At 41.5% G+C, this 14,834-nt stretch carries 11 protein-coding genes; 4 read left to right on the forward strand and 7 right to left on the reverse strand.

Translation table 11 applies throughout. The features are described from left to right. Positions 1–371 precede the first annotated feature (371 nt). Positions 372–1,121: a phage tail protein gene (locus OCU78_RS16505; protein ID WP_167494075.1), complete on the forward strand. Its 750-nt coding sequence runs from the start codon at positions 372–374 to the stop codon at positions 1,119–1,121. 49 nt (positions 1,122–1,170) lie between these two features. Here OCU78_RS16505 and OCU78_RS16510 read toward each other — a convergent pair whose 3' ends face one another. From OCU78_RS16510 to OCU78_RS16540, 7 genes are all read right to left on the reverse strand, one after another. After that, the gene (locus OCU78_RS16510; protein WP_137375307.1) at positions 1,171–1,956 is read right to left on the reverse strand and encodes a substrate-binding periplasmic protein; all 786 of its coding nucleotides are present in this window, start codon (positions 1,954–1,956) and stop codon (positions 1,171–1,173) included. Between the two features lie 505 nt (positions 1,957–2,461). Beyond that, entirely contained in the window at positions 2,462–3,643 is a 1,182-nt protein-coding gene (locus OCU78_RS16515; protein WP_137375306.1) for a tetratricopeptide repeat protein, read from the reverse strand. Between the two features lie 4 nt (positions 3,644–3,647). Then, entirely contained in the window at positions 3,648–4,307 is a 660-nt protein-coding gene (locus OCU78_RS16520; RefSeq protein ID WP_137375305.1) for an energy transducer TonB, read from the reverse strand. Beyond that, the gene (locus OCU78_RS16525; protein ID WP_137375304.1) at positions 4,282–4,686 is read right to left on the reverse strand and encodes an ExbD/TolR family protein; all 405 of its coding nucleotides are present in this window, start codon (positions 4,684–4,686) and stop codon (positions 4,282–4,284) included. The genes OCU78_RS16520 and OCU78_RS16525 overlap by 26 nt, the downstream gene beginning before the upstream one ends. Continuing rightward, positions 4,676–5,188, reverse strand: coding sequence for a MotA/TolQ/ExbB proton channel family protein (locus OCU78_RS16530; protein ID WP_137375303.1), 513 nt, complete (start codon positions 5,186–5,188; stop codon positions 4,676–4,678). The genes OCU78_RS16525 and OCU78_RS16530 overlap by 11 nt, the downstream gene beginning before the upstream one ends. Next, complete coding sequence (locus OCU78_RS16535) at positions 5,182–6,531, reverse strand: MotA/TolQ/ExbB proton channel family protein (protein WP_137375302.1); 1,350 nt, start codon at positions 6,529–6,531, stop codon at positions 5,182–5,184. The genes OCU78_RS16530 and OCU78_RS16535 overlap by 7 nt, the downstream gene beginning before the upstream one ends. A gap of 2 nt (positions 6,532–6,533) precedes the next feature. Next, positions 6,534–7,277 carry a DUF3450 domain-containing protein gene (locus OCU78_RS16540; RefSeq protein ID WP_137375301.1) on the reverse strand — a complete coding sequence of 248 codons (744 nt, stop codon included), beginning with the start codon at positions 7,275–7,277 and terminating at the stop codon, positions 6,534–6,536. 515 nt (positions 7,278–7,792) lie between these two features. Here OCU78_RS16540 and OCU78_RS16545 point away from each other — a divergent pair. The 3 genes from OCU78_RS16545 to OCU78_RS16555 all read left to right on the forward strand — a co-directional run bounded on the left by OCU78_RS16545 (position 7,793) and on the right by OCU78_RS16555 (position 14,741). Further along, positions 7,793–10,138, forward strand: a complete 2,346-nt coding sequence (locus OCU78_RS16545) for a TonB-dependent receptor plug domain-containing protein (protein ID WP_137375300.1) — start codon at positions 7,793–7,795, stop codon at positions 10,136–10,138. A gap of 77 nt (positions 10,139–10,215) precedes the next feature. Then, positions 10,216–11,919 (forward strand): ABC transporter ATP-binding protein/permease, encoded by a 1,704-nt coding sequence (locus OCU78_RS16550; protein WP_137375299.1) that lies wholly within the window; start codon positions 10,216–10,218, stop codon positions 11,917–11,919. After that, positions 11,916–14,741: a M16 family metallopeptidase gene (locus tag OCU78_RS16555; RefSeq protein ID WP_137375298.1), complete on the forward strand. Its 2,826-nt coding sequence runs from the start codon at positions 11,916–11,918 to the stop codon at positions 14,739–14,741. The genes OCU78_RS16550 and OCU78_RS16555 overlap by 4 nt, the downstream gene beginning before the upstream one ends. The last annotated feature ends 93 nt before the right edge of the window (positions 14,742–14,834 follow it).

Here is a 14,834-nt window from a genome sequence, read left to right on the forward strand (position 1 = left end):
TAAAGGATTAAAGGATTAAAGGATTAAAGGATTAAAGGATTAAAGCGACAAAGCAACGAAGCAGAAAAGCAGAAAGCACCTTAGTCTCTGAATCGTGATGTGTAATATCGTGTAATAGTTCTGAAGATTATCGGACGGTATATTCCTTGAAAGCGCGAACAATGTACGTTTCCTAAAGGTTAGACGGTCTGCTAATAGCTAGACCAACAAGGAACACAATGTCTCGTGAACCTGACCCTATTAAATGCGATGAAGACGATTTGAACCAGATCTACAGTATTCGGTTGTCTTTTTATAAGCCATCGTGTCTGCGCAATATCAGCAAAGGGATAAGGTTTTTTGATCAACGGAGCTATATCAAGGAATCTCGAATGCGCATCAATAAATGGATATTTAAGCTAACACCAATAGCTGTAATGATTGGCATGTTCTCGCCTGGAAGTGCATCGGCGGGATGCAGCTCTGAACCATATATAGGGTCTATGTGTGTGACGGCTGCAAGTTACTGTCCCTCTTCCTATTATATGCAAGCAGACGGCGCACTTTTATATATCGATGACTACACAGCATTGTTCTCTCTTCTGGGGACTAATTTCGGTGGAGATGGCAGAGTCAATTTTAAGTTGCCAGATATGAGAGGTCGTACTGCGGTTGGTGTAGGTACTGGCCCTAGTTTAAGTTTGATTCAACTTGGGGAAATGGGAGGGCATGAATCAATCCACCTCACGGAAGATAATTTACCGGCCCATACTCATAACGTTGGTAATGGCGTAGTAATGAATGTAAGCAATGCTAATGTCGATGTCGCCGTGGAAATTCCTCTATTTGCTGATCGTGGAACGAGTAATCAAGTACCAGCGAGCGGAGAAACTTTCTTGCACACGGTAGGTAAAGATAATGTGAGTGCTAATGAAGACGCTAAGATCTATGGGAACGGAGAGAGTGCGCAAGGGGCACATTTGGTTGGCACAGGTGCGGGTAAGTTACAGTTCAATCAAAACAACTTCATAACAGGTAAGGTTGATTCAACAGGAAAGGATGAGAAGCTTACAAACCGACAACCTTACGTTGGCTTAACTCATTGTATTGCGGTATTTGGGCTTTATCCTCCTAGACCGTAACTATTTTTTAGTTCAGATTAGTATAGCGCTCAGATTTGTACACTTCATATTAGTTGCTTTCTGATAAGTAAGTTTTCATGTTGCGGGCTATAATTTCATCCCGAATTTTACCTATGGCTTTCCACATTTTTTGGACTAACTCAGGGTTCTCTTTTGTGAATTTATGACTGAAGATGAGATAGTAATATTTTGTTGAGATAGGGGGAGTGATTTTTTCGATATTAGACAGTTCATTTTCTTTAATGTAACTGTCGGCTATGTTGCTTTGAATGGCAACCGCGGCGATTCGTCTTTTCTTCAACATCGCGAACAATTGATCGGTACTTTCCATTTCAAGCGTGCTTATTTCATTTTTTTTCAATTTATTGATGATTGAAAAGCCGTTGTGAGCTCCAACAGGTCTATTCCCCACAGATTCTAGCTTTGTACCATCCCACTTTACTTCTTGCTCTTTCAGCTTATAAAAAAAGTAATCCAATGTTGCGATGCGTAATGTGCTATCAACTTGTCCGTCTTTTACCGGATAATCCGCATACTTAGCACGTTTCTGGTTGTAAGAAAAAATGAACCCACCATCCACCTGGTTGGCTTTCATATGATGAAGTACTCTTTTACCCGGCAGTCTTATATATTCGATGTTAACGTTTAGTGTAGTCGCGGCGTGCTCTAGAATATCTATAGATAAACCAGGTGGTTTTGCAACAGAAGTACCATTGCCCATTTGAAATGGAAAGGATTCAATGTCTGAGTAAGCAAGCTTTATCGTCTTTATTGAGGAGGCATGTGCAGCAATAGGATTCAGAAACATGACTAGTATTAAGAAGAGATAATGCATTGGTTCTTTCCCTAGATTTAATCTATGTATGTCAGTATAGAGTGTTTATATTGCAATATAGTTATACCAATTTAAGCACTGCTTCCCCAAGATACCCCTCATAGTTTATTAATCTACATTACTCAGTGGTATCTCTAGTATTGATGGGGTTAATGTATTAATCGCTATAGTAAATATTATTTGTAATGAAATGAAGCGAATAGTGGATTTTTGTTGCTCTCGAAACATCCATAAATGTTATCTGTATGCCTATCTACATTGTTGTGTAAATGTACTCGAAGATAAACCTTTGAACTACTTGAATTACTACTTGGGCATTGTAAGGCTAGTTCATTAGTTCATTAGTTCATTAGTTCATTAGTTCATTAGTTCATTAGTTCATTAGTTCATTAGTTCATTAGTTCATTAACTGGATGATTTGGCTACATTGCTCAGCCACTTTATGTAAGCTCGACGACTTTACCGAAAATTTGGATGTTGTCGTTTGAATTTTGTTTTCACATGCTTACTGCTGGGCATCATCCAAGTAGGCGATTTGCGCGAGCCATTGTTTGGCTGAACTATCGAATTTCCCACCTACTAAAGATGTGAGCAATGGTTTGGCTTCGTTATATTGGTGCAACTCAAAATGAGCAATTGCTTGTAAGAGTTGCCACCGTTTGTTTTTAGGCTCAAGAGTAAGAAGCTTATTTATTAGAGAGATAGCTTGCTCCCAACTCTGTTCTGCATAGGCTAATTGAGCTCTTGTTGCCAATGAGCTCTGGCTAGAAAGTGACTCTAGAAGTTGCATCGCTTCGTGTTGTTGGCGTGATCGCAGTAAAGCATGTAGCTTTAAAGTATTAGCCTTATCTTTATATTTTGCTGATGGCGTATAGCCATTAAGTGTCTGGTAAGCCAAGGCTGGAGTGTCAGTACCTAGCTGTAGCTGTGCTAATAAAATGCGCTGTTGCTCCGAGAGTTTTCCTAAATTATTAACGACAGAAAGAGCCGTGATCGCCTGACGCTTTTCTCCGTGTTGGACACTGGATTGTGCCAATCGAGACCAGTACTTGTCTTGATTAGGGTAGAGCGCTGTCACCTTGAGCAGCAAAGCCCGTTCCTTGCCAAAAGCTTCAAGTCGTTGGTAGCTGGCAAGCAGAAGTTGATAATGCTGTTGTGTTGCATCTAACCTTATTGCTTCTTTCATTATCATTACAGTTTGTTGCCATTGCTCAATGTGATAAGCACTGTGCCCGGCAATGGTGTAAATAGCTGCGGTTTGTGATGCCGTGAGTGTGGGCTTTAAGGCGACGGATTCAGAAACATGCAAGTCTCGCCATGTATTGAATCTATCCAACGCATCAAAGTAACGCTGGTTTTGGTAGTTAAGCTGTACAGAAAGGCGTAAAAGTTGCTCTTTGTTAGCAAGATTTTCCGTGATCTTTAAAAGTTCATTCGTTCTATCAAGTGCGCATCTTACCATTTCAAGCTTTAAACAAGCCTGCAAATAAAGGCTCTTAGTAAGCTCTTTAGTTTCTGAATTTTCAGCTTGATGGTTATCGTGGAATCGAGCAAAACTATCGATACTTATGCTGTCACGTTCGAGAAAGTGGCTGAGTTTTTGGTAACGCTCAAAAGTTTTAATGTCTACTTCTGCATGCGTCATGTAGCTAACCAAAGCTAACCATAGTAGGGCGAATTTTTTCATAATATTAGCCCTCTAGGCTGTAATTGACAGTGACTTGCTGCCATTGTTCACCAGATTGTGGTGGCACAAACTTCCAACGCATGACGGATCTTAACGACGAACGAAGGAAAACCCCTTTAGGTATCTCTTCAATAACCTCATATTGGATCGCTTCGCCTTGCTGATTAATTAATAAAGAGAAAGTGATGTGACCTTCTATTCCGTTACGTTTTGCTTTTGTAGGATACTTTGGTGGAATTTGGTAAGTCGGCTTTGCCATTACCACGTTCGACTGAAAATCACTTCCTTGTTGTACTCCTTGCCCAGAAAAAGAAAAATCAAACGTTAGGTGGATATCAATTTCATCACTTGGCTTAAATGTCACTTCTGGCAGTGTTACTAAGCTCTCAATATCTGGTATAGCAAAATTAATTAAAGCAGGGCGGCTAGGCGCGGAAGTCGGGGCAGAGGTTGCAACAATGGGCTTGCTTATAGCCGGTTCCTCTTGCTTTTTCTGAGAGGAAATTGTTTGAACATACGTTGTATGTAATGGACGAACTTTTTGATTTTTGTGTGTTGAGATTAATACGTGCAAAAGAGCGACCAACAACATGTTGATGAGTAAAGTCATCAGTAAAATAGCGAGCAACTTTGCTTTACTAGTCTTGGGTAGCGATAGCAACATTAGTTAGCCCTGATAAGCGCAGTGTGTCAATTACGGAGATAAGTGTACCGGTATCTAAGCTTCGGTCGGCATTGATAATGGCATTCGTCGTTTTGTTACCTAATAACTGGGCTTTTACTTGAAACTGCAATTGGCTTAGGTTGATGTTTTGTCCGTTAAACCAAATATTGTGCTCGCGATCGACACTGACAGTGAGTGTTTTTGATTCGGATTTTAATGTAGAACTAGAGGCGCTAGGTCTATCCACTTCTATGGCTGATTCCTTTTGGAAGTTGGCCGATAAAATAAAGAAGATCAGAAGGATAAACACGACGTCAATCAACGGAGTCAGGTCGACTTGAGGTGATTCCTCTCTATCGGTGAAAGATTTAATTTTCATGAAATTTCCATTTATTAGAATAGTGGTCGAGGAGCTTTTGATGCTGTCTTTTTAGGTTATAAGCCAAGTACATACCTGATAGGGCGGCAAGCAAGCCAGCTAAAGTCGTTAGCATAGCTTGGCTAATACCATTCGAGACGGCGCTGAGTACATCGTTACTATTGAGTTGCTCAAAACAAGCCATCATTCCATCGACTGTGCCAAGCAGGCCAAGCATTGGAAGAATGCGAACAAATAAGCGAATTTCGTTAAGCCCTACGCTGAGGTACTGGCTAATTTGGTTTACCCAACCCTGCCGTAAATAGTTACGTTCAGTTGAACTAATGTTGGCGTACTGAGTCAGTATTACTTCAATTTGCGAAGATAAATCGATATGTTTCAGCGAACGCAGACGTGAATAGCACTGAATGATTAGCCCCCACATTACAAGCGATATAAAACCAATAAACCACATGATAGGGTGGTCTATTGGTAAGCGAGCATTGATGAGTTGTTCTAACATGGCTCACGCTTTCCGTAGCGAATATCGACCACTAAACTGGTGACTTGGTATTCTAGAATTTCGGCAAGTTGTTGTGCTTGGTTTTTAACTAAGCAATGGATGATAAGTAAAGGTACAGCCACAAGAAGCCCTAGTTTGGTTGTGAGTAGTGCCTCGGCAATGCCGCCAGAAAGTAGATCCCCATCTGTTACGCCCTGAGCTGTGATCACCGAAAACGTCTCGATCATGCCGCCAACGGTACCTAATAACCCCATAAGAGGGGCAATGGCTGCCAATACTGCTAATGTTCCTATACCTTTGTGTAACCAAGGCATTTCACGACTGACATTTGCATCAACCACGTCTTCCATTTCTTGCTCGGTCGCGCACTCTTTAAGCTGAATGAGTACTCGTCCTAGAATGTTCCCATTTGAGAGGGCACTTAGCCTACTGGCTTGGTGGGTTACCGCTCTTTTCTCTTTAGTCAGCGTAATGAGGCGAACCAAGCCGATAGAAAATCCAATCACTGCAATGAAGGTAATAAGTAAACCAATAATGCCAGCTGGCTTGTAAGATTCGTACCACTTAGGCTGTTTTGCCGATGCGATAAAACCCAAACCAAAGTTAGGGTCGATAACCCATTGATCTGGTGTGCGGTTAAATTGGGGTTGTGGTGTGATTTGTTGCCATTGCTGACGGGCTCCCTCAAAGCTCAACCAGCCGAAGTCTTTGGATAATTGGCTAAATGCCCCGATTTGCTGAATTGAAGCACGTTCAACTTTACCGCTAGGCAATAATATATCGCCTATATATTCTCTTGGTTCACTCGATTCCGAAATTTGCTGAATCATCGCAAGCCAAAGCGTGTTAATTGTTGTGATATTGAAATCACTTTTTTCTATCGGCTTAGGCATACGGTTATTAAACCAAGTCGCCAAAGGTTGATTATTCGCGATAAAGTTATTTTGCTGAGCAGACGTCAGGTCTATTACTTCAATGATCCCAGATCGAGCGGCTTCAACTTGTTTTTGCTTGTCTCGTAATTTTTGTTGCAGCCTAAGAATATCTTCTTCAAGTCGTGCATTGTTTTCGTTGAGTTCATTTAATTTAAATTGCTGTGAACTGACTTGTTCATTGACTTCGGATAACTGGCTTTGTTTACGAGATTTTAGTTGTTCATAACGTTGAACATCATCTTTGTTACTGCGCTCAACACGTTCAAAGATACCTTGCAGCGTTTCGCTAGGGCTGTTGTTTGGTAACGTTGTGGTACTGGCTCCTATCGCGGAACCGACATTGAACACCCCTATTAGGCATACAGTTAATAGAAATGAAGAGCAGGACTTCGAAGAGTATGTATTCATGACTATTGCGCCTTTGGAAGTGTGATAACTGGATAAGTGCCGCCATCATTGAGAGTGATGAGAGCTTGTTCAATCTGCGCAGTTTCGTTAGCCCCTAGTGCTCCCCATTTCTGATCATCTGCGAGCCACACCCCTGCAGTTAAGGTATCCAGCGACAAATAGTAATAGCCTAAACGTCCAACTCTGATGAATTGAACTTCTTGAGTTGGGGTCAAGCGACCAAACCAAGTTTTTACTTGAGTCCCGTATTGGATCTCTGTCTGATACGCGATCAGAATACGTTCAAGTTTTTCGGCTTCACTCATTTGCGGGTTATCTAAATCTAAATTGAGGCGTTCAACACGCTCAAGCCTTTGTCGTTTATCAAATGGTAGGTCGGTTCTTACTAAGTCTTCTAAGGTCGTGACCATCTTTTCCAATAGAGGGTACAAATTCACTTTTGTTTGGCGAATGTTACTCATTTCACTCTCTAACTCATCAACAACACTTTCTAATTGCTCTAGCTGTCTTTGAAGTTGGCTTTGATAGCGCGTTTGTAGCCTTATCTCATGATCCAAGTTTCTTGTTATTTCACGTTGAAGCTGAGTTTGGTCGTCGATTGCTTCTACGTGCTTCTGAATCGTGGAAGATGATTCAATATAACCTGTTTGTTTTTGAATCTTATGACTAGTTGTTGATTCTGCAAAAGATGCATTTTGCAGTGATATTGAGAATATTACTAAAGGTATAAATCGAAATGGAATCATCAGTCTTATTGCTATAGTTGGTTGGTGCTATTCTTGAGAGCAACACTAAAAACCAGAGAATGATAATCGTTTTTATTTATAAAGAAAGAGATATTTTTAAAGTTGTGGATACTTTTGTTGTTTAACTATTTGATTAATAATTAAATAAAAATTATTTATATTGATTTTGTTTTAAGGGGGATGGAAATTTATTTTTAATAACGCCAACCTTCATTTTATCGATTGCCTTAACAAAAGTGAATTTTTTATAAAAAATCATTGTTAACAATTTGTTTGTAATAAAGTGTGTACGATATTTTATTCTAAATAGGATTAGTTATCACTTAGATCCTTATGTATAAAGGTTTTGGAAGGGTTACTGATATTCCATAACCTCTCTGAATGTTAATATTCTATTAATAAAACGGATATTGCAGTGCATTATTCTAAGGTAATAGGTTTCCATAGTGGGATTTACTTACTGAATGACTTATTGTTAGTATTAATGATAATTATTATCACTTAGAACTTTTGAAATGCACACCTTTAATAAAACTATCCTCGCCGTGACCATTGCGTCGCTCTGTTCTGTGTCCAGCGTTTATGCAGAAACAGAAAAACCATCGAATACTCAAACTGATCTTACCGTTAATGTAACCGATACGAGAGATGATGATCTTTCAACTAAACAGACGCTTGATGCTGATGATATTAAAGATACACCGTCATCAAACGGGAACTTAACGGACTATTTAAAAGATAACCCAAATGTGCGTTTTGCTGGTGGTGATTTAGATGGCTTACAAGGTGGTGAAATTAAGCCAAGTTCAATTTCGATTAACGGTGCCGACTCAGAACAAACAGCCTACCTATTAGACGGTATAAACATTAATAATGATATTGACCCAGGTCACCAGTTGTTTGATGGCTCAATGGCAGTTAACCCGAATAAAAGTTCAGAACAGGCTTATTACTTTGATGCCAACCTTTTAACTGGTGTTACTGCTTACACAAGTGATGTTCCTGTGAGTTTAGGTGGCTTTACCGGTGGTGCAGTGGTCGCGGAAACTCGCCATTATAGCGGCGAAAACCGAGTGAAGTTACGCTATCGTGGTACACAATCTGATTGGGCTTCAGTTCATATCGATGACCATGTAAAAGCAGCGACTGAAGCTTTAGAGCCAACAGGTTCAGAAGCCACTTATCAACCTAAATACAAAAAGAATTTCTTCAGTCTAATGGCGGAGCAATCTCTGACAGATGATATAGGGATGGTGCTTGGATTCAGCCGTCGAGATTCTGATATTCAACAAACCCGACTTTTAAACCCGACAGGGGAAAGAGATAGAGAAGATCAGACTCGACGTTCAGATAACTTTCTCGCGAACTTTAATTGGGTGCCTGATGTTAACCGAAGCTTAGAGTTTGGCTTACGCTTGTCTGATTATAGTGAAGGTAAGTACTTTGCGACAAATACGGAAGGTGATGTTACAGATACTCACTTAGCTTATGGCTCTACAGTTAAGTGGACGCAAAAACTAGGTGCTGGCTCCTTCTCGGCAACGGCGGCCTACGATAAGTTCAAAGATGAACGAGATTCTTCATCAAACACTGCCAACGTTTATATCGAATTTGATCCTGCGTTTGAGTTCTACGAAGGAGGCTATGGTGATAGCCAAATGACTCAGCAAAATATCAACCTGCTATTAGCGTATGACTTCGATCGTATTGATGTCGGACCTACGTCACATCTTATATCTTTGGGCGCGGATTATCGAAAAACTGATTTCGAATTCAATCGCGACCATGATGTTAACATCAATACAGCAATGACTTGGGGTGGTGTTGAGATTGGTCAATCAAGCGAGACGTTGAACGCAGGTAGTGTTAGTACTGATCACCAAGACTACGCTATATATGTCGAAGACCAAATTCAAATTGGTAACCTGACACTTCGCCCTGGTATTCGAATTGACCGAGATGATTTCTTAGAAAACACTAACATAGCGCCGCGATTTGTATCGTCGCTACAGGTGGCACGTGACACAAATGTGAGTTTTGGTATAAACCGATACTACGGTCGTTCGTTTGCCTCTATGAAATTAGCAGGAGAAGTTCAAGAACTTAATAACGATACATCACGCGATTACGCTTCAATCGATGGTTTAAAGACACCTCATGCTGATGAAGTCACTTTTGGTATCACGCAAAACGTATCGAATTTTGTGCTTTCTGCAAGTTACGTCAATAGAGATTATAAGAATCGAATTGTAACGGAAGAGCTGAGAACAGCAGGTTCCAAAGTGGTCTCTTACGTTAACACTGAAAGCTACAGTGCTGATGTTTATACCATTCAAGCAAGCAATATTAAACCATGGGTTCTAGGACCGACTTACTGGACTACTACCTTAGCTGCCGACTGGACTACAACCGACTATTCAACTGTAGCAAGTGGTTATAACGCTAACGAGCTTATCTACCTTGACGGTAAGTTGATGACTCGGGCGGAAGCACAAGAGAAAGTAAACAGCAATGGTGAGGAGTGGATTGTTCGCTTAGGACTAGATATGGAAGTGCCAACGTACAATATAGCTTGGGCAAACAAAATCTACATAAAGGCTCCAGTGAAAGATACTGAGTATTCTACGGATGCGGCTGATGGTAAAGAAATGTACTACAGCTACGATCACGGAACGCAAACCCAGTGGGATACTCGACTTCGTTACCAGCCAAGCCTTTATGGAACTCACTCGGCTTACGTTCAAGTTGATATTCTCAATTTACTAGATGATGTTCGTCAAAAAGGTATCTTTAGCACAGCAAGTAATGCAACCTTCTCCCCAGGTCGTGAGTTCTGGCTTGAGCTAGGTTACGAATTCTAATCACTTCTTTTTAATTTTTTGATAATAGGTAACCAGTGGTTTTCAGCTACTGGTTGCCTTGTCGTTTTTGGTGAAATATGTCTAACCCATCCCCTTTGTCTCTAAAAGACAAATCCTTCCTTTCTCAAGTATGGTCGCTAGCACATCCGTACTGGAGCAGCGACGAGAAACGTATTGCTTGGCTGCTTCTCGGCTTTGTTGTTGGTTTGAACTATTTGATCGTTGAAGTCGCGGTTCTTTACAGCAATTGGAACCGTGATTTTTTCAACCTAATGCAAAATGAAGAATGGCATAACTTTTGGAATATGCTGGGTCAATTTGTGCTTATTATGGTTGTGTATACCGTCATTGATTTAGCCGAGGAATATCTGCGTAGAACCTTGCGTATTCGCTGGCGTCGTTGGCTTACTCATACTTTCCTAGAAAAGTGGTTAGGCGGAAAACGCTTGTACCGCCATCAACTCAGTTACGCAGACAGTGATAACCCAGATCAGCGAATCTCGCAGGATGTAAAAGATTTCTGTGATAAAACGTTGAAGATGGGGTTGGGGTTACTTCGCACTGTAACCAGTTTATTTTCGTTTGTAGTCATTCTCTGGAATTTGTCTGGGAGCCTAACGTTTGAGTTTGCTGGTAGTGAGTGGGTGATTCCTGGATACATGGTGTGGGTTGCGATTGTTTATTCCATTATTGGTACTTGGTTGACTCACAAAATTGCCAAGCGTTTGGTACCACTGAACTTTGAACAAGAAAAAAGTGAAGCCGACTTTCGTTTCCACTTAATGCGTGTACGAGAGCATGCGGAATCTATTGCTTTACAACGTGGCGAACTAGCAGAAAACAGCCGCACACAAACCTTATTCGGCAAGGTTTGGGACAACTGGCAACAGCTTACTGGCATGAAGCTAAAATATGGTGCGTTTACCAGTGGCTACAATGAGGTTGCGCGAATTTTCCCATACTTGGTTGCTTCACCAAGATTGATGAGTGGTGCGTTACAACTTGGCGATATGATGCAAACTGCAACGGGTTTTTATCGTGTTCAAGAAGCCTTCAGTTGGTTTGTCGACTCTTATGAAGAACTTTCAGATTGGCGCGCCGTCACCGACCGATTAATCACATTCCACGCTCAATTAGAAGCGTTACCAAATGCAAATTCATTACCACGATCAGAGAAGCCAGAGTGGCGTGATCTCAATTTGTATTCACCTGAACAACAGCCGTTACTTTCTGAACAAAGTGGTGCTATTTCTCAAAGTATCATCATTAAAGGTGTGTCTGGAGGCGGGAAAAGTACCTTTATTCGCTCGTTAGCAGGGCTGTGGCCTTATCAAAATGGTGAGATCAGCATGCCTGACGACAGCGAATGTATGTTTATTCCACAAAAACCGTATCTGCCTAATGCGACTCTGCGTGACATTCTTTTGTATCCGAACTGCAATTCAGTATCTGATGAAGAGTTGTCGGAAGCGTTAACGCTCGCAGGTATTGCTAAGTTCAGTGATCAAATCGATATGCAAAATAACTGGCAGCAAAATGTCTCAGGTGGTGAGCTTCAGAAAATCATGCTGGCACGCAGTTTGGTTCAAAAGCCGCAATGGCTTTTCTTGGATGAAGCAATGTCGGCGCTCGATCCTGAAAGCTACCGCTCAATTCGTGAAGTAATGAAGGTGCAACTCCCAGATAGCTATATCGTCGAAGTCTCACATCGCGAGAGTCACGAAGAAGAGCAAAACCAACTTATTTTATGCACACAAACACAATCGTTTAAATATTTATGAAGATTAACAAAATACTGATATTGGCAAGCGCGGCACTTTTAGGTGCTTGTCAGGTGATTACACCGACTAAAAGTGTAGATTCGACTTTGGACCTATCTCAGACGTTGAGTTTTGACAGCAACGTAGAAGTCGGCAAGCTTGAAAATGGCTTGAGCTATTACATTGCTGAAAATACTAATCCTGAATCGCGAGTTTATGTCCGCTTGGTCGTTAATGCTGGTTCAATGAGCGAAGACGATGATCAAAGAGGTGTCGCTCATATCGTTGAACATATGGCTTTTAATGGCACAAAACATTATCCCGGGAATGAAGTCATTAAAGTGCTGGAAGAAGCGGGAATGAAATTTGGTGTCGACATCAATGCGTTTACCGACTTTGAAAATACGGTTTACACCCTTAACTTGCCGAGTAACGATCCGGAAACTCTTGAATTGGTGATGGATGTACTTTCTGATTGGGCAAGTAATGTCACTATGCTCAAAGGGGATTTAGATGCAGAACGTGGCATTGTTTTGGAGGAGTGGCGTGCTCGATTAGGTCCAATGTTAAGGTTAGGTGATAAGAAAAGTGCGATTGAAATGGCTGGTTCACGCTATGTTATGCGTGACCCAATTGGTGACCCTCACACTATTAAAAATGTATCAAAGTATCGAGTTGCGGACTTTTATACTAAATGGTATCGCCCAGACAATATGTCGGTTGTGGTCGTTGGCGATGTTCAAACTGAACAAATCAAACAGCTAATTACTCGTAAATTAGGTGATGCCAAAGCGCCTGATTCACCGTTAGAGACCGTTGATTACAGTATCCCACTAGTGGAAGGCTGGCGTAGTGAAGTGGTATCAGAAGAGGGGTACTCATCGCCATCTGTGGAGGTCAGCTTTTTCTCAACTTTCGAACCAGATCTTAGCTACGCTCGCTACCAACAGGATCTTGCTCATCAAATAGCGACGCGTCTGCTCAATGTTCGTCTTCAACGTTGGGAACAAGATGAAGATAACGTGGTCAACGCAGCAAACTTTTACTCGTCAAATGTAGGTAGAGAAACATCACAAGCGGTGTTCTCTTTACAACTTGTTGAAGGGCAGTATGAGCAGGCAACACAAGGATTGTTCCAGTTTGTTGCTCAGCTCACTCAGCACGGCTTTTCTGAACAGGAAGTGCGCGGAGAAATCAGTCGTCTTAAAGGTGTTATTGACCGAAACCAAGACAAAAAAAATTACAGTATCGACCTTGCTGGAGACCTTATGGTATCAGCCGCTAGCAAACAGATATTGATAGATAAAGAGCAAGCTTATCAGCTTAACAAATACTTTTTAGACCGTATCAACGTTAAGCAAGTGAATGAGGCTTTCCGACGAGCCATACAACCTAAATCGCGTTTAGTTTTGTTAACTCAACCAACTAAGAAGCGACAACCTAAATTGGCGACTGAGTGGATTGAGAGTGAATGGCAGTCGAACATGCTTAGCAAACAGCCGCAATGGGTTATCGATGACAGCCAAGCTGTATTGCCAGTTGTTGACCCAAAGTTAGGGACACTCAAGCAAGAGAAAAAGTGGGCGGAACATCGTATTACTGAATATCGCTTGAGCAATGGAAGTAAACTTGTCTATCGTTATAGCGACAGCAACCCTGGTCAAGTCCATTTTAAGGCGTTAACTGAAGGCGGTTTACGCTCAATTCCTCAACAAGATTATCAAGCTCTAAAAACTGCGATCAGTCTAGTGGATGATACGGGAGTCGGTATTGTCCCACAGGCTGATATTCAAACCATCTTCCGTGGTAACCCTGTAGTGATGTCGACACTGGTTGGAGATTACCAACAAGGCTTCTCTGGTTGGGCGAAGACCGACAGTTTTGAAAAGATGTTAAAGCTATTTCATTTAAAATTGGCGGCAAGTCCAGTATCGGAAAAATCACTAAAAGAGTACCAAGTTGAGATGGAGCAGCGTTTAACTGGCAGCCAGTTTGACGGTGCCGATCGCTTTGTTAGAAAGGTCTCGGAGCTACGCTTTCCTGACATTCCGACAGTGTATAGCGATAATGGTGAACAAGCGGGATCCTATACGACACAAGGGCTTAGTGATGTTTATCAAGAATACATCGCTGGTAAAACGGATTACACCTATTTTGTCGTGGGCGATATTACCGCTGATCAACTTGAACAACTTGCCGCGCGCTATTTATCCTCGGTTGAGGTGAAAGAGCCTTCGAGAGATCACTACGAGTTAAGAGCATCGTCGCCAGAAGTGCGTTACAGCAAAGCCGATTCTAAAGAGCCGAGAGCAGAAGTTGAGATCTACTTAGTTCAAGATTCTCAGTGGCGACCAGATAATGCTTACTACTTGGAGTTGAGCGGCGAGTTAGTTCAAGAGCAGTTACGCTTGAAGCTTCGAGAGCAGGCATCGGGAGTTTATGGTGTGGCGAGTTGGTTTTGGCAAGATAATTACAGCTCGCAAGCCGAAGGTCGAATTTTGTTTACTTGCGCACCGGAGCGAGTTGATGAATTAATATCACTGACGCATTCAGTGCTGAATTCAGTTGCAATTCAAGGAGCCGATGAACAAGTGCTTGAGAATAAATTAGTTCAACGTGACGACCAAATTGACCGTTACCTGCGTTCAGATCTAGGTATGTTAAATGCGATGGAACAATCTTATCTACTGACGGATAGCCCGCGCTTAATTCAAGCTCAGCGCCGAGCGAACAGTGAGGCAAACAAGTTGATAATTGATGGAGTTATGCGTCAGTTTTTAACTCAGGCTAATCGTTTTGAGGCTGTGCTGCTACCTGAATTGGCTGCGGATAAGTCAAACTAATAATTCAAATAAATATCTACGTCACGCAAGCGTTTTAATCATTCTACATATGAGTAACGTAGAATGATTAGCGCTAGTGTGTGACTTATTTAT

Origin of the sequence: Vibrio gallaecicus, assembly GCF_024347495.1 — a bacterium.
Classification (GTDB): Bacteria; Pseudomonadota; Gammaproteobacteria; order Enterobacterales; family Vibrionaceae; genus Vibrio; species Vibrio gallaecicus.